This is a genomic window from Pseudomonas sp. RT4P38 (assembly GCF_054897765.1).
On record NZ_CM142703.1, the window covers coordinates 1,249,665 to 1,265,667 of the forward strand.

The following is a 16,003-nucleotide window of genomic DNA, read 5'->3' on the forward strand; positions in this document are numbered from 1 at the left end:
CGTGCCTCTGAACGGGATATTTAGGAGTCTTTTATGGCCGTCGCCCTGAGCACCCTGGTCGAAGAAGCCGACCGTTACCTTAGCAGTGCAAAGATTGCCGATTACTGCCCCAACGGGTTGCAGGTCGAAGGCAGGCCGCAGGTGATGCGCATCGTCAGTGGCGTCACCGCCAGCCAGGCGCTGCTCGACGCCGCGGTGGAAGCCAACGCCGATCTGGTGCTGGTGCATCACGGCTACTTCTGGAAGGGTGAGAATCCGTGCATCACCGGCATGAAGCAGCGTCGGTTAAAAACCCTGCTCAAGCACGAGATCAGCCTGTTGTCCTACCATCTGCCGCTGGATCTGCACCCGGAAGTCGGCAATAACGTGCAGCTGGCACGTCAGCTGGACATCACCGTCGAAGGCCCGCTGGACCCGGACAACCTTAAAGTTGTCGGCCTGGTCGGTTCATTGAACGAGCCAGTGACGCCCCGCGATTTTGCCCGTCGCGTACAAGAAGTCATGGGACGCGAGCCGTTACTGATTGAAGGCAGCGAGATGATCCGCCGCGTTGGCTGGTGCACCGGTGGCGGTCAGGGTTACATCGATCAGGCCGTGCTGGCTGGCGTCGACTTGTACCTCAGCGGTGAGGCGTCCGAGCAGACCTTCCACAGCGCCCGGGAAAACAACATCAGCTTCATCGCCGCCGGCCACCATGCCACCGAGCGCTATGGCGTTCAGGCGTTGGGGGATTATCTGGCGCGGCGTTTTGCCCTTGAGCACATCTTCATCGATTGCCCGAACCCCATCTGACCTACGGGATCGCAGCCCAAACGAGGGGGTATATTCATATACCCTTTCGATCTAGTCGGCGTCCTGATTAGAAGAGGTCGCTGTGCTAGCATTCCCCGCTCGAACACGGCCCGCTGGCCGTCCATAAGATCGTTTTCGTGAGTAGCCATGGTCGACAAACTGACGCATCTGAAACAGCTGGAGGCCGAAAGCATCCACATCATCCGCGAGGTCGCCGCCGAGTTCGATAACCCGGTGATGCTGTACTCCGTCGGTAAAGACTCCGCCGTGATGCTGCACCTTGCGCGCAAAGCATTCTTCCCGGGCAAACTGCCGTTCCCGGTGATGCACGTCGACACCCGGTGGAAGTTCAAGGAAATGTACGCGTTCCGCGACCGCATGGTCGAAGAACTCGGCCTGGACCTGATCGTGCACGTGAATCCCGATGGCGTCGCGCAGGGCATCAACCCGCTGACCCACGGCAGCGCCAAGCACACCGACATCATGAAAACCGAAGGCCTCAAGCAGGCCCTCGACAAGTACGGTTTCGATGCCGCTTTCGGCGGTGCCCGTCGCGACGAAGAGAAATCCCGTGCCAAAGAGCGCGTGTATTCCTTCCGCGACACCAAGCACCGCTGGGACCCGAAAAACCAGCGTCCCGAGTTGTGGAACGTTTACAACGGCAAGGTCAACAAGGGCGAATCGATCCGCGTGTTCCCTCTGTCGAACTGGACCGAGCTGGACATCTGGCAGTACATCTACCTCGAAGGCATCCCGATTGTGCCGCTGTATTTCGCCGCCGAGCGCGACGTCATCGAGATGAATGGCACCTGGATCATGATCGACGACGAACGCCTGCTCAATCACCTGAGCGATGAAGACAAGGCGCGTATCGTCAAGAAGAAGGTCCGTTTCCGTACACTCGGCGACTACCCGTTGACCGGTGCGGTCGAATCCGAGGCCATCAGCCTGACCGACATCATTCAGGAAATGCTCCTGACGCGAACTTCCGAACGCCAGGGCCGAGTCATCGATCACGATGGCGCCGGCTCGATGGAAGAAAAGAAACGTCAGGGTTATTTCTAAGGGGTTGTCATGTCGCATCAATCTGAGTTGATCAGCGAGGACATCCTCGCCTATCTGGGCCAGCACGAACGCAAGGAAATGCTGCGCTTTCTTACCTGTGGCAACGTCGACGACGGCAAGAGCACCCTAATCGGGCGCCTGCTGCACGACTCCAAAATGATCTACGAAGATCACCTGGAAGCCATTACCCGCGACTCGAAAAAAGTCGGCACCACCGGCGATGACATCGACCTGGCATTGCTGGTCGACGGCCTGCAGGCCGAGCGGGAGCAGGGCATCACCATCGATGTCGCTTACCGTTATTTCTCCACCGCCAAACGCAAATTCATCATCGCCGACACCCCTGGCCATGAGCAGTACACCCGCAACATGGCCACCGGTGCGTCCACCTGTGACCTGGCGATCATCCTGGTCGACGCCCGCTACGGCGTGCAGACCCAGACCCGTCGCCACAGCTTCATTGCCTCGTTGCTCGGCATCAAGCACATCGTTGTCGCCATCAACAAGATGGACCTCAACGGCTTCGACGAAACAGTCTTCGAGTCGATCAAGGCCGATTACTTGAAGTTCGCTGAAGGTATCGCGTTCAAACCGACCACCATGGCCTTCGTGCCGATGTCGGCGCTGAAGGGCGACAACGTGGTGAACAAGTCCGAGCGCTCGCCGTGGTACACCGGCCAGTCGCTGATGGAGATTCTTGAAACCGTCGAGATCGCCAACGACCGCAACTACACCGACCTGCGTTTCCCGGTGCAGTACGTCAACCGTCCAAACCTGAACTTCCGTGGTTTCGCCGGTACCCTGGCCAGCGGCGTCGTGCACAAGGGCGACGAAGTCGTTGTGCTGCCGTCGGGCAAGAGCAGCCGCGTGAAATCCATCGTTACCTTCGAAGGTGAGCTGGAGCACGCTGGTCCAGGTCAGGCCGTCACGCTGACCATGGAAGACGAGATCGACATCTCCCGCGGCGACTTGCTGGTGCACGCCGATAACCAGCCGCAAGTGACTGATGCCTTCGACGCCATGCTGGTGTGGATGGCCGAAGAGCCGATGCTGCCGGGCAAGAAATACGACATCAAGCGCGCCACCACTTACGTGCCGGGTTCGATCACCAGCATCGTCAACCGCGTTGACGTGAACACCCTCGAAGAAGGTCCGGCCAGTTCGTTGCATTTGAACGAAATCGGTCGGGTCAAGATCAGCCTCGACGCAGCCATCGCTTTGGACGGCTACGCGAGCAACCGCACCACCGGTTCGTTCATCGTCATCGATCGTTTGACCAATGGCACCGTTGCGGCCGGCATGATCATCGCTCAGCCATTGAGCCATGGCACCAGCACGCATCACGGCAAACTGGCTCACGTCGCCACCGAAGAACGCGCCCAGCGTTTCGGCCAGCAACCGGCCACCGTGTTGTTCAGCGGCTTGTCGGGCGCCGGCAAAAGCACCCTGGCTTACGCGGTTGAACGCAAGCTGTTCGACATGGGCCGTGCGGTGTTTGTACTCGATGGTCAGAACCTGCGACACGACCTGAACAAAGGTCTGCCACAGGACCGCGCCGGGCGTACCGAGAACTGGCGTCGCGCGGCGCATGTTGCCCGTCAGTTCAACGAAGCCGGTTTGTTGACCTTGGCCGCCTTCGTTGCGCCGAGTGCCGAAGGTCGTGAGCAGGCCAAGGACCTGATCGGCAAGGAGCGTCTGCTGACGGTCTACGTCCAGGCCTCTCCGACGGTCTGTGCCGAGCGTGATCCACAAGGCCTGTACGCGGCGGCCGGGGATAACATCCCGGGCGATTCCTTCCCGTACGACGTGCCGCTGGACGCCGACCTCGTGGTCGACACCCAGTCGCTGTCGCTGGAAGAAAGCGTCAAGCAAGTGCTGGATCTGCTGCGTAAGCGTGGCGCGATCTAAGCGTTAGCCGTTAACAAAAAACCCGCCGATGAGTGATCATCGGCGGGTTTTTTTGTGTCTGGTCGGACGCCTTCGCGGGCAAGCCTCGCTCCTACCGATTGCGAGATTCCTGTAGGAGCGAGGCTTGCCCGCGAAGGGGCCGGCACAGGCACCTGATTACTTGGTTGGATACTCACGATGCATCTGCGCAAGCAGCGCATCCTTGTCTTCCCACAGCTGATTAATCCAGCCCTGAAACTGCAGTCGATATTCCCCATCCTGGTCGTAGTTCTTGCCGATGAACTGCGGCGGAATCTTCAGTTCCTGAAAGTGCACCACCACATCCTTCACATTCCCACAGAGCAAATCCCAGTAACCAGGGCGCCCGGCCGGATAGTGGATGGTCACGTTGACGATGGCTTCCAACTGCTCACCCATGGCGTCCAGCACAAACGCAATGCCGCCGGCCTTCGGTTTGAGTAAGTGGCGGAACGGTGATTTCTGCTGCGCATGCTTGGCTTCGGTGAAGCGTGTGCCTTCGACGAAGTTGAAAATCCCCACCGGGTTATTGCGGAACTTGTCGCACGTCTTGCGGGTGGTTTCCAGGTCTTTGCCTTTCTTCTCCGGGTGCTTTTCCAGATAGGCCTTGGAGTAGCGTTTCATGAACGGAAAACCGAGTGCCCACCACGCCAGGCCAATCACCGGTACCCAGATCAGTTCCTGTTTGAGGAAGAACTTTAGCGGGCGGATGCGGCGGTTCAGCACGTACTGCAGCACCATGATGTCGACCCAGCTCTGGTGGTTGCTGGTGATCAAATATGAGTGCTGATAGTCCAGGCTTTCGAGGCCGCTGAGCTTCCAGCGCGTGTGCCCGAGCAAGTCCATCCACGCTTTGTTGTTGCTGATCCAGGCTTCGTGGATGTGGCCCATCAGCCAATCGGTAAAGCGCTGGGCGGCGGGGAAGGGCAGCAACAGTTTGAAAATCGCAACGATGAACAGCGGTGTGCAGCAGGCAATCGTGTTCAGTGCCAACAACAACGAGGCAATCACGCCTCGCAGCGGTGCAGGTAGGGAATCCAGCATTTAAAGGTCCAAAGGTCGGTTGGCAGCTTGAATCGCGGTCAATGCGATGGTGTAAACGATGTCGTCAACTTGCGCACCACGCGGCAGGTCGTTCACCGGTTTGCGCAGGCCTTGCAGCATTGGGCCGAGACTGACGCAATCGGCACTGCGCTGCACGGCTTTGTGGGTGGTGTTGCCGGTGTTCAGGTCGGGGAATACGAACACTGTGGCGCGACCGGCGACCTGGCTGTTCGGCGCCAGTTGCCGGGCGACGGTTTCGTTGGCGGCGGCGTCGTACTGCAACGGGCCGTCGATCAACAGCGAGTTCTGTTGTTCGTGGGCGAGCAATGTCGCTTCGCGAACCTTCTCGACTTCTTCGCCGCTGGCCGATTCACCGCTGGAGTAGCTGATCATCGCCACGCGTGGGGTGATGCCGAATGCGGCGGCCGAGTCGGCGCTTTGCAGCGCGATCTCGGCGAGTTCGCTGGCGCTCGGGTGCGGGTTCATCACGCAGTCGCCGTAGACCAGCACTTCCTCGGGAAAGAGCATGAAGAACACCGAAGACACCAACGTGCAGCCCGGCGCGGTCTTGATCAGTTGCAGGGCTGGGCGGATGGTGTTGGCGGTGGAGTGAATGACCCCGGACACGAGGCCGTCGACTTCATCCAGCGCCAGCATCATGGTGCCGATCACCACGGTGTCTTCCAGTTGCTGCTCGGCCATCGGCGCGTTGAGGCTTTTGCTTTTGCGCAGGGCGACCATCGGTTCGACGTAGCGCTCGCGGATCAGGTCCGGGTCGAGAATTTCCAGCCCCGGCGGCAACTCGATGCCTTGGGCGCGGGCGACGGCTTCGACATCCGCAGGTTTCGCCAGCAACACGCAACGAGCGATGCCACGCGCCTGACAGATCGCCGCGGCTTGCACCGTCAGCGGCTCGCTGCCTTCGGGCAGAACGATGCGCTTGTTGGCGGCCTGGGCACGCTGAATCAATTGATAGCGGAACACGGCGGGCGACAAGCGCATTTCCCGTGGCGTACCGCAGCGCTGGTGCAGCCAGTTCGCGTCCAGATGGCTGGCGACGAAATCGGTGATGATTTCCGCACGCTCGCGGTCGTCGATCGGGATTTCCTTGTTCAAACCGTTCAACTGGTTGGCGGTGTCATAGGAGCCAGTGCTCACCGACAACACCGGCAGGCCAGCCTGCAACGCGCCACGGCACAGGTCCATGATGCGCGGGTCGGGCAGGGTGTCGCTGGTCAGCAACAGGCCGGCCAGGGGCACGCCGTTCATGGCCGCGAGGCTGACGGCGAGGATGATGTCGTCGCGATCACCGGGCGTTACCACCAACACGCCGGGCTTGAGCAGCTCCACTGTGTTGCGCATGGTGCGGGCGCAGATGATGATTTTGGTCATGCGCCGGGTTTCGTAATCACCGGCATTGAGAATTTGCGCGCCCATCAGGTCGGCGACGTCGCGGGTGCGCGGGGCGTTCAATTCCGGCTGGAACGGGATGCAACCCAGCAGACGGAAATCGCCACTGCGCAGCAACGGCGAATGCTCTTTCAAGCGCGAAGCGAAGGCCTCCATGCTCTCGTCGGTTTTGACTTTGTTGAGGATCACACCGAGGACTTTCGGGTCTTTCGGGCCGCCGAACAACTGCGCTTGCAATTCCACTCGGCCAGACAGTTCGGTCAGCACTTCGTTTTCCGGCGCCGAGACCAGGATCACTTCAGCGTCGAGGCTCTTGGCCAAATGCAGATTGACCCGCGCGGCATAACTGGCGCTGCGGGTCGGGACCATGCCTTCGACGATCAGCACATCTTTGCCGACGGCCGCCTGCTGATAGAGGGTGATGATTTCTTCGAGCAGCTCATCCAGCTGACCGTCGCCGAGCATGCGTTCGACGTGTGCCAGACCGAGAGGCTGAGGCGGCTTCAAGCCGTGAGTGCGCGCCACCAGTTCGGTGGAGCGTTCAGGCCCTGTATCACCCGGATGCGGCTGGGCAATCGGTTTGAAAAAGCCGACTTTGAGGCCGGCTCGCTCAAGGGTACGTACCAGCCCGAGGCTGATGGAGGTCAGACCCACACCAAAATCGGTGGGTGCGATAAAAAAAGTTTGCATGCGAATTCTCTGGAGGTGCATGGCAGTGGCGATCATCTATGTCTGACGATCTACCGAAATTCAGTCGCCAAGGTTATCGCTAACCGAGCCTTGTGCGCACCAACCGCAATCAAAGGGCCGGCCTATTTGTTCAATACGTTGCGCGGGGTCCAGCACCCAGGCGCGCGATTGCCAGGGTGGCTGGTGGCGCAGGTGCTGGGTGTGACCGCAGGAAAGCTCGGCCACCCAGTGCCCGTCCTCATCCTGATGGAAACCTGTGACCGTCGAGCCTTTCGCCGCGTTCCGTCTGTCCGGGTTGTGTTCGCTTTCGGACGATTGCTTCGCTAAACTTGGCCATTCTTCATTCTTATGCAAAAGGTCTCGCCCCATGCTGATCGCCGCCAATAAGGCTGTCTCCATCGACTATACCCTGACCAACGACGCTGGTGAGGTCATCGACAGCTCCGCCGGCGGCGCGCCGCTGGTCTACCTGCAAGGCGCAGGTAACATTATTCCGGGCCTGGAAAAGGCTCTGGAAGGCAAAGCAGTCGGTGACGAACTGACGGTTGCCGTAGAACCTGAAGATGCCTATGGCGAATACGCTGCCGAACTGGTCAGCACGTTGAGCCGCAGCATGTTCGAAGGCGTCGACGAGCTGGAAGTGGGCATGCAGTTCCACGCATCCGCTCCAGACGGCCAGATGCAGATCGTCACCATTCGCGATCTGGACGGCGACGATGTCACCGTCGACGGCAACCACCCGTTGGCTGGTCAGCGCCTGAATTTCCAGGTCAAGATCATCGACATCCGTGACGCCAGCCAGGAAGAAATCGCTCATGGTCACGTCCATGGCGAAGGTGGCCATCACCACTGATTTTCTGCGCTAAGCTTTCGAGAACTGGAGAGGCGCCCGAGGGCGCCTTTTTAGTCCGCGGCTGTCCCTGGTGACACCGCCAAGTGGCTGTTTCGAGAAGAACACGGGAATTTGGAGTACGTCATGAGTGCTTTTCACGACCTTAAATTGACAGCCCTGGATGGTCAGGAGCTACCGCTGGCGCCTTTTAAAGGGAACGTCGTGCTGGTGGTCAACGTCGCCTCAAAATGTGGCTTGACCCCACAATACGCGGCGCTGGAAAACCTCTACCAGCAATACAAGGACAAAGGCTTCAGCGTGCTGGGCTTGCCGTGCAACCAGTTTGCCGGGCAGGAACCGGGTACTGAGCAAGAGATCCAGGAGTTTTGCAACCTCAACTATGGCGTGACGTTTCCGTTGTCCAGCAAGCTGGAAGTCAACGGTCACGATCGTCATCAGCTGTACCGTCTGCTGGCGGGCGAGGGCGCTGAATTTCCCGGTGACATTACCTGGAACTTCGAAAAATTCCTGCTGGGCAAGGACGGGCGTGTGCTGGCGCGGTTCTCGCCACGCACACCTCCAGACGATCCGTCTGTCGTTCAGGCGATCGAAAAAGCGCTGAGCTGAACCCCCCTCTGTAGGAGCGAAGCTTGCTCGCGAAGGCGTCATGTCATTCAACATTGATATCGACTGACCTGACGCCTTCGCGAGCAAGCTTCGCTCCTACTGTCTTTTGATCCTAAATCACTTAAATCAATAGTGCTGTTCAAGGCTGGCAACTCTCCATATTATCACCGTCATAATCTATGTCCCGTGGAGCGTCCCATGCCCGTCAAAGTCCTGTTCAAACCGTTCCACCTCGGCACCCTCGAACTGCCGACTCGCGTCGTCATGGCGCCGATGACCCGCTCGTTTTCGCCGGGTGGCGTTCCCAATTCCAAAGTGATCGAGTACTACCGTCGTCGCGCCGCCGCAGGCGTCGGTCTGATCATCACCGAAGGCACCACCGTCGACCACAAGGCTTCCAACGGCTACCCAAACGTGCCGCACTTCTACGGTGAAGCAGCGCTGGCCGGCTGGAAGAAAGTGGTCGACGCGGTTCATGCTGAAGGCGGCAAGATCGTTCCGCAGCTGTGGCATGTCGGCAGCGTGCGCCGCATCGGCACCGAGCCCGACGCCAGCGTGCCGGGTTATGGCCCGTCGGAGAAATTGAAGGACGGTCAGGTCGTGGTTCACGGCATGACCCAACAAGATATCCAGGACGTTATCGCCGCGTTCGCCCAGGCCGCCAAAGATGCCCAGAGCATCGGCATGGACGGCGTGGAAATCCACGGTGCCCACGGCTACCTCGTGGACCAGTTCTTCTGGGAAGGCAGCAACCAGCGCACCGACGAATACGGCGGCAGCCTGGCCAACCGTTCGCGTTTCGCCATTGAACTGATCCAGGCGATGCGTGCAGCGGTCGGCGAAGGCTTCCCGATTATTTTTCGTTTCTCCCAATGGAAGCAGCAGGATTACACCGCGCGTCTGGTGCAAACACCCGAAGCGTTGGGCGAATTCCTCAAACCGTTGTCCGACGCCGGCGTGGATATTTTCCATTGCTCGACACGTCGTTTCTGGGAGCCGGAATTCGACGGTTCCGAGTTGAACCTGGCAGGCTGGGCCCGCAAGCTCACTGGCAAGCCGACCATCACGGTGGGCAGTGTCGGCCTGGACGGCGAGTTCCTGCAGTTCATGGTCAACACCGACAAGATCGCGCAGCCGGCCAGTCTGGAAAAACTGCTGGAGCGTTTGAACAATGATGAGTTCGATCTGGTGGCGGTAGGTCGTGCGCTGCTGGTGGACCCGGACTGGGCGCAGAAAGTGCGCGATGGCCGGGAAGAAGACATCCTGCCGTTCAGCCGTGAGGCGTTGATGACCCTGGTTTAAGCAGCGACTGCACCGACGCTATCGCGAGCAAGCTCGCTCCCACATTCGACTGTGGGAGCGAGCTTGCTCGCGATGACTTACTTGATATAGCCAAAGAATTCAGGGCAATGTCGCTGCACCAGGAACCACCTGTTCCCCAGCACAAGCCCCGCGCAACTGCCCTTCAAACTGCTCGATAATCGCTGCCCAACCCTGACGACTCGCATGCTGACGCGCATTAAGCCGCACGCAGCGCAAGGTTTCGCGCTTCTCCAGCAGCCAACACGCCGCATCGCAGAACGCCTCTTCGTCCCCCGGCATCGCCAGCACACCGTTGTAGCCATGGCGGATGTGCTGAGCCGCCGCCGCTTGATCGTAAGCCACCACACCCAAGCCCGAAGCCAGCGCCTCAAGCACCACGTTGCCGAAAGTCTCGGTCAGGCTCGGAAACAGAAACACATCCCCCGATGCATAGTGACTGGCCAGGGCTTCGCCGCGTTGTGAACCACAGAAAATCGCCTCGGGCAGTTCCTTCTCAAGTGCCGCTCGTTGCGGGCCGTCGCCGACCACGATCAATTTTATTGTTCGCTGTGGATAAGTCGCTTTCAGCGCGTCGAAACTGTGCTTGAGCAGGCCCAGATTTTTCTCCGGTGCCAGGCGTCCTACGTGGATGACAGCAATGTCGTCGTTACCCACCCCCCAACTCTCACGCAGGGCGTTAATCCGTTTGGTCGGGTGAAACAACTGGCTATCGACCCCTCTCGACAGCAACGCCAGACGCTCGAAATGCCGGCGCTCCAGTTCCAGCCGCTGGCTGACGCTGGGCACCAGGGTCAGGGTCGAGCGATTGTGAAACCAGCGCAGATAGTGAGTCAGCAAACGTGTCAGCAATCCAAACCCATATTGGCTGGAGTACTGCTGGAAATTGGTGTGGAAGCCGCTGACCACCGAAATCCCCAAGCGCCGTGCCGCGCGCAACGCCGACAATCCCAGCGGTCCTTCCGTGGCGATGTACAGCACGTCCGGCCGATGACGCTTCCAACGCCGCAGCAATTTGTGCATCGACGACTGGCCCCATTGCAAACCGGGATAGCCCGGCAGCGGCCAGCCCCTACACAGCAACAACGTATCGTCGCTGCCCAGCTGCTGCTCGCAACCCTGACGAGGTCGCACCAATTCCACCTGATGCCCGCGCGCGCGCAAGCCGTCGCACAAGCGGCCAAGGGTATTGGCTACGCCGTTGATTTCCGGTGGGAAGGTTTCGGTGATCAGGGTGATATGCAGAGCTGTCGTCATGACCTCAGTGTCGGCTGAGGCCATGTCGTCAGTGTGACGGTGGGATGATGGATTTGTGACCGGATCAGCGCTGGGTCACCAGGTTCTCCGCGCCACGCTCACGCACCCAGAACAAGGTCGCCCCGGCCACCGCCGCCGGCATCATCAGGATGTTGACCACCGGAATCAGCAGCACCAGATAGACACTCCCGCCGAAACTCATGCTCTGCCAGCGCTTCTCGCGCAACCAGGCAAGCATCTCGTTCCAGCCCAGTTTGTGGTTGTCCGCCGGGTAGTCGATGTATTGGATCGCCATCATCCACACCCCGAACAGCAACCACAGTGGCGCAGCGATGATGTTCACCACCGGAATGAACGAAAGGATGAACAACCCGATGGCGCGCGGCAGGAAGTAGCCGAGTTTGCGCATTTCCCGGGCCAGGGTGCGAGGGATCATGGCGATCAGTTCGCCCCAGCTGAAGGCCGGGAAGTCGTCGGTGCCGCGCACCACCACTTCGACTTTCTCCGCCAGGAAGCCGTTGAATGGCGCGGCGATGACGTTGGCCAGCATGGTGAAGGTAAAGAACACCATCAACACTACCAGCACCACGAACAACGGCCAGAGGACATAATTGAGAAAACTCAACCAGTCGGGCAGGGACGGCATCAATGTATCGACCCACAGGCTGAATTGATGGCTGGCCAGATAGATCAATCCGACGAACAGCACCAGGTTGATCACCAGGGGCAACAATACGAACAAGCGCAGGCTAGGGCTCAGGACCAGCTTGAGGCCTTCGCGCAGGTATTGCGGGCCGGACAGAACGGGGGCGGGCATAACGTGCTCCGAGCAAAGGGGAAACGCGCCGACCTTACCGGCTTTGTCTGACGGGCGAAAGCGCGGTAGCAGCATCGACATTAACTGTAACAAAGGCGCCTATGTATCCATCGTGATGGGATAGAGACCGCCTATGAGCTGGATTGTTAAACCGTATTTCCTTAATCTTCGCCCCCTCGATACGCTGCACCCCATACTTTTTACAGGACTGTCGAGCTCAAGCCTTCCCCAAGTGCTTTCAACGGTCCTTTTTTATTCCCGCCGGCAACCCGGCGTTCCGCGCCAGAAGTTTCGGGCCGGTCAACAGGAGCAGGTCATGTCTGAAGTCCGTCATTCGCGAGTGATTATTCTCGGTTCCGGCCCTGCCGGTTACAGCGCCGCGGTCTACGCCGCCCGTGCCAACCTCAAGCCACTGCTGATCACCGGCATGCAAGCCGGCGGTCAACTGACCACCACCACCGAAGTCGACAACTGGCCGGGCGACGTCCACGGCCTGACCGGCCCGGCGCTGATGGAGCGCATGAAAGAGCACGCCGAGCGTTTTGAAACCGAAATCGTCTTCGATCACATCAATGCCGTGGACTTCGCTGCCAAGCCGTACACCCTGACCGGCGACAGCGCGACCTACACCTGCGACGCCCTGATTATCGCCACCGGCGCCAGCGCTCGTTACCTGGGCCTGCCGTCGGAAGAAGCGTTCATGGGCAAAGGCGTTTCGGCCTGCGCGACCTGCGACGGTTTCTTCTACCGCAACAAGCCAGTGGCTGTGGTGGGTGGCGGTAACACTGCTGTGGAAGAAGCGCTGTACCTGGCCAACATCGCCAGCAAAGTGACCTTGATTCACCGTCGCGAAACCTTCCGCGCCGAGAAGATCCTGATCGACAAGCTCAATGCCCGGGTTGCCGAAGGCAAGATCGTCTTGAAGCTGAACTCGACTCTGGACGAAGTCCTGGGCGACAACATGGGCGTGACCGGTGCCCGCCTGAAGAACAACGACGGCAGCTTCGACGAGCTCACAGTTGACGGCGTGTTCATCGCCATCGGCCACACCCCGAACACTTCGCTGTTCGAAGGTCAGCTGACGTTGAAAGACGGCTACCTGGTGGTACAGGGCGGCCGTGACGGCAACGCCACTGCCACTAGTCTCGAAGGTATCTTTGCTGCCGGTGACGTGGCTGACCACGTTTACCGTCAGGCCATCACCTCGGCCGGCGCCGGTTGCATGGCGGCACTGGACGCCGAGCGCTACCTCGACGACCTGCAGAACGCTTCGTTCTGATTGCGTTGCAATGAAAATACCGGCCTCGGCTATTCCCCCACCTAGGAATACATAGTTAGGGTCTTTCCAGACTGTAACTACACAAATACCCCTCTATGAGGGGTATTTTTTTGACATCGCTAATCTGAAAGCCTTTTGTGGCATAGACCTGCATTCGAACAACAGTGTTGTGGTGGTTGCCGACCGGCTACATCATCCGCCACAGGAATGACCGGCTCTATGTGTGATGACAGTTGTATCGCGGTCGGTGCCAGCACCTATGAATGAATGCCTATCTTGAAAATGCAATTGCAAATTTGTATCATTCGTTTTCAATTCAGCGAAGCAGGGAACGCAGCGCCAAAACAATAATAAGGTCAAGGCAATGCTCAAAATGCTTCTCGTATACGGTCATCTGCTCGCTACGTGTATTGCCCTGGGGAGGGTGTTGCAAGCGGATCACAAGCTTTGGAGTTGGCGCAAGGAAATACTGGACCAGGCGAGGCTTGAGTACCTTGATGAAACTCAGAAGATCGTCAGCCTCGCACTGCTGGCCCTTTGGGCAAGCGGACTGTTGCTGGTGCTTCAGGGTTACCTCGATGAAGGCGACGCGTATCTGCTCAATCAGAAACTCTGGGCCAAGGTGACTGTCGTCGTGCTGCTTAGTCTGAACGGTGCATTATTGCATCGAGTCGGCTTCCCGTTGCTGCAAAAGGCTCCATTCGTCGCACTGCGCAGTGCAGGCCGCGCGCGGCTCGCCTTGTTGGGTGCGCTGTCCATGAGTGGTTGGCTATTCGCCGCTTTCCTGGGGGTGGCTCGAGCCTGGAATCACGTGTTGCCTTATCCACATGTAATGGGCGCATTCGCCGCATTCTCGTTACTGGCTTGTTGCGTGGCACTGGCAGTCGCCGGTAGGGCGAGCAGTGTCGGTGCGCAAAAATCCTCGGTACCGGGGTAGCTATCAATAACGTGCAGCCGGTAGCCTGGAGTTTGTCGAGCCACCGCCAGCGCTTGAACCTGCTACCGTCCCGGCGCCGCTGCACTCGAACCGCCCTTCTGGCCGAGACTGTGTGAAAACTGTCTTCGTCGCTCAGTTCGCCTTGATAAAGAGATCTTGCAGTAAGGCTGATGCTCGTGCGGCCAAGTCGGGCTGCGACCAGTTCAGCTTGCGAAAGAACCCAAGCTCCAATGCCACGTTTCCGAGCATTGCGCAAAAGACGTTCGCGAAGAATCTTGTTTTTCACCTCGTCAGGAGCCCCATCGAGGTCTATCCAGACCTCGAGTCGGGTAAGGCCGTGTTCCGCCGCAGCCAGTTGCTCGACGCAGTTCTTTACCGCGAGAACCTATCGCCCGTGTTCATGCTGTTGAGTGAGCGGGAGCAGTTGCTTGCCGGCAACGCCTTCCTGCGCCACCTTGCCCAACAGATGAATCCACATCGCAACACAGGAAGCTAAGAGGCCCCGTAAACCGGGGTTCTAGATTGCCAAAACTCTATCTATGCACTTTGATACAAGTCCTCCGGCCGGTTTTTTGTGGCCGGTGAACAAAGATGCATGGCCGACACCGGCCGTTGTGGGAGCGAGCAAGCTCGCTCCCACAGGTTTTTGCGTCGCCGAAGTCGATTGCGATCAGCCGCGCAATTTCTCCTGGACAAAATCCATGAGCTTCAGCGATTGATAGATCGCATTGGCGGCAACGCGTCCGAACGGCCCGCCATTCCAGTCCAGCAGGTACGGTTTGAACAACTGATACCGTACACTTTCTCCACACACCGCTTCGGCGATGACCCGGCCGCCAATCGAGCCGGTATTCAAGCCATGGCCACCAAATGAGGTGCAGGCCCAGACGCCCGGTTCCAGCAATCCCAGGTTGGGCATCTTGTTGGTGGAGTAACCCATCAGGCCGGACCAGGCCAATTCGATTTTGACCGGGGCCAGTTGTGGATAGACCGACACCATGTCGGCCTTGAGCATGGTGGCGAGGGCTTTTTCGTTCTGTTCGTTGCGGGTGGTGATGCGTCCGCCCCAGAGCAGGCGATCGCCTTCGACCACGCGGTAATAGTCCGAGGCGCGGCGGTCGTCGGAGAACGCGGCGCCGGAGTCGAGGACGTTTTTGATCGAGTCGCCCAGGTGTTCGGTCAGCACCACATAGGTCGCGATGGGCAGGAAGGCGCGGCTGAGTTTTTGCAACTCCGGGCCGCCGTAACCGCCAGCGCAGAACACCAGGTCCTGGCAGCACACGGTGCCGTGAGCGGTCTGGACAATTTTATCGGCGCCTTCGCGATGCCAGGCCAGCATTTTTGATTGTTCGAAAATCTGCCCTCCAGCCGCTTCGATGGCGAGGGCCAGGCCCTGGCAATAGTTCAGCGGGTGAAAGTGCAGCGCCTTCGGATCCTCGATGCCCTGGAAATAGCGCAGGGTGTGGGCCCGCTCGCGGACCTGAGGGGTGTCTAGGTAGTTGAGTTCATAGCCGAAGTCGCGGTGCATAGTATCGATGTGGTTTTTCACCCCAGCACTGTCGTCGTAACGCTTGACTCGAATCGTGCCGGCGGATGGATCGCAACCGGGCAATGCCAGTTCGGCGATGTTGCGGCGGACAATCTCCACACCCTCGACCGACATTTGAAACAGCGCCTTGGCCTGTTCCAGTCCCAGTTTCTTGCGGATCGCTCCCGACCCTTCAGCCCAGCCCGGCGAGACCACGCCGCCATTTCGACCGGACGCGCCCCAGGCGACTTGTTGGGCTTCGAGGATGATCACGCGTTTGCCGCGCCGGGTCAGCTCCAGGGCGGCAGTAAGGCCCGCGATCCCGGCGCCGATGATGCAGACGTCGCAGGTTTCGTCAGTGCTCAGTTCGGTCCTGGCCGCGCGGGGTAGCGAGGTTTGGGAATACCAGGTGGTGGGGATGTTATACATGGTGAATCCTTAAAAGATCGCAGCCTGCGCAGGTGCGCCAGGCATGCGAT

At 59.3% G+C, this 16,003-nt stretch carries 15 protein-coding genes; 9 read left to right on the forward strand and 6 right to left on the reverse strand.

What is annotated here, in order from left to right:
- Positions 1-33 precede the first annotated feature (33 nt).
- From ACYZT7_RS05735 to cysN, 3 genes are all read left to right on the forward strand, one after another.
- The gene (locus tag ACYZT7_RS05735) at positions 34-792 is read left to right on the forward strand and encodes a Nif3-like dinuclear metal center hexameric protein (protein ID WP_462040279.1); all 759 of its coding nucleotides are present in this window, start codon (positions 34-36) and stop codon (positions 790-792) included.
- 147 nt (positions 793-939) lie between these two features.
- Positions 940-1,857 carry a sulfate adenylyltransferase subunit CysD gene (gene cysD, locus ACYZT7_RS05740; protein ID WP_283182974.1) on the forward strand — a complete coding sequence of 306 codons (918 nt, stop codon included), beginning with the start codon at positions 940-942 and terminating at the stop codon, positions 1,855-1,857.
- A 9-nt stretch (positions 1,858-1,866) separates the two neighbouring features.
- Complete coding sequence (gene cysN, locus ACYZT7_RS05745) at positions 1,867-3,765, forward strand: sulfate adenylyltransferase subunit CysN (protein ID WP_462040280.1); 1,899 nt, start codon at positions 1,867-1,869, stop codon at positions 3,763-3,765.
- Positions 3,766-3,921: 156 nt separating this feature from the next.
- On the opposite strand, the gene ACYZT7_RS05750 is transcribed toward cysN, so the two are convergent.
- Genes ACYZT7_RS05750 through ACYZT7_RS05760 form a run of 3 tightly spaced genes read right to left on the reverse strand, consistent with a single transcriptional unit; the run spans position 3,922 to position 7,326 of the window.
- Positions 3,922-4,827 carry an acyltransferase gene (locus ACYZT7_RS05750; protein WP_462040281.1) on the reverse strand — a complete coding sequence of 302 codons (906 nt, stop codon included), beginning with the start codon at positions 4,825-4,827 and terminating at the stop codon, positions 3,922-3,924.
- The gene (pta, locus tag ACYZT7_RS05755; RefSeq protein ID WP_282375127.1) at positions 4,828-6,927 is read right to left on the reverse strand and encodes a phosphate acetyltransferase; all 2,100 of its coding nucleotides are present in this window, start codon (positions 6,925-6,927) and stop codon (positions 4,828-4,830) included.
- A gap of 60 nt (positions 6,928-6,987) precedes the next feature.
- Positions 6,988-7,326, reverse strand: coding sequence for a DUF3565 domain-containing protein (locus ACYZT7_RS05760; RefSeq protein WP_462040282.1), 339 nt, complete (start codon positions 7,324-7,326; stop codon positions 6,988-6,990).
- On the opposite strand from ACYZT7_RS05760, the gene ACYZT7_RS05765 reads away from it, so the two are divergent.
- The 3 genes from ACYZT7_RS05765 (at position 7,295) to ACYZT7_RS05775 (ending at position 9,688) form a co-directional block, all read left to right on the forward strand.
- Positions 7,295-7,780 carry an FKBP-type peptidyl-prolyl cis-trans isomerase gene (locus tag ACYZT7_RS05765; RefSeq protein WP_007901600.1) on the forward strand — a complete coding sequence of 162 codons (486 nt, stop codon included), beginning with the start codon at positions 7,295-7,297 and terminating at the stop codon, positions 7,778-7,780. The two genes, ACYZT7_RS05760 and ACYZT7_RS05765, sit on opposite strands and share 32 nt — an antisense overlap.
- Positions 7,781-7,903: 123 nt before the next feature.
- Positions 7,904-8,386, forward strand: a complete 483-nt coding sequence (locus ACYZT7_RS05770) for a glutathione peroxidase (protein WP_449643766.1) — start codon at positions 7,904-7,906, stop codon at positions 8,384-8,386.
- 198 nt (positions 8,387-8,584) lie between these two features.
- Positions 8,585-9,688 (forward strand): NADH:flavin oxidoreductase, encoded by a 1,104-nt coding sequence (locus tag ACYZT7_RS05775; protein WP_462040283.1) that lies wholly within the window; start codon positions 8,585-8,587, stop codon positions 9,686-9,688.
- 99 nt (positions 9,689-9,787) lie between these two features.
- Here the strand turns inward: ACYZT7_RS05775 and ACYZT7_RS05780 are convergent, their stop codons facing one another.
- Both ACYZT7_RS05780 and cysZ read right to left on the reverse strand, forming a co-directional pair.
- Positions 9,788-10,987: a glycosyltransferase family 4 protein gene (locus tag ACYZT7_RS05780; RefSeq protein WP_462040284.1), complete on the reverse strand. Its 1,200-nt coding sequence runs from the start codon at positions 10,985-10,987 to the stop codon at positions 9,788-9,790.
- A 40-nt stretch (positions 10,988-11,027) separates the two neighbouring features.
- Positions 11,028-11,780 (reverse strand): sulfate transporter CysZ, encoded by a 753-nt coding sequence (gene cysZ, locus ACYZT7_RS05785; RefSeq protein ID WP_282375131.1) that lies wholly within the window; start codon positions 11,778-11,780, stop codon positions 11,028-11,030.
- Between the two features lie 316 nt (positions 11,781-12,096).
- On the opposite strand from cysZ, the gene trxB reads away from it, so the two are divergent.
- From trxB to ACYZT7_RS05800, 3 genes are all read left to right on the forward strand, one after another.
- Entirely contained in the window at positions 12,097-13,059 is a 963-nt protein-coding gene (gene trxB / locus ACYZT7_RS05790) for a thioredoxin-disulfide reductase (protein WP_462040285.1), read from the forward strand.
- A 364-nt stretch (positions 13,060-13,423) separates the two neighbouring features.
- Positions 13,424-13,996, forward strand: coding sequence for a hypothetical protein (locus tag ACYZT7_RS05795; protein WP_462040286.1), 573 nt, complete (start codon positions 13,424-13,426; stop codon positions 13,994-13,996).
- 112 nt (positions 13,997-14,108) lie between these two features.
- Complete coding sequence (locus tag ACYZT7_RS05800; RefSeq protein WP_462040287.1) at positions 14,109-14,492, forward strand: hypothetical protein; 384 nt, start codon at positions 14,109-14,111, stop codon at positions 14,490-14,492.
- 174 nt (positions 14,493-14,666) lie between these two features.
- Here the strand turns inward: ACYZT7_RS05800 and ACYZT7_RS05805 are convergent, their stop codons facing one another.
- On the reverse strand, positions 14,667-15,953 hold the full coding sequence (locus tag ACYZT7_RS05805) for an NAD(P)/FAD-dependent oxidoreductase (protein WP_462040288.1): 1,287 nt from the start codon (positions 15,951-15,953) through the stop codon (positions 14,667-14,669).
- Positions 15,954-16,003 lie beyond the last annotated feature (50 nt).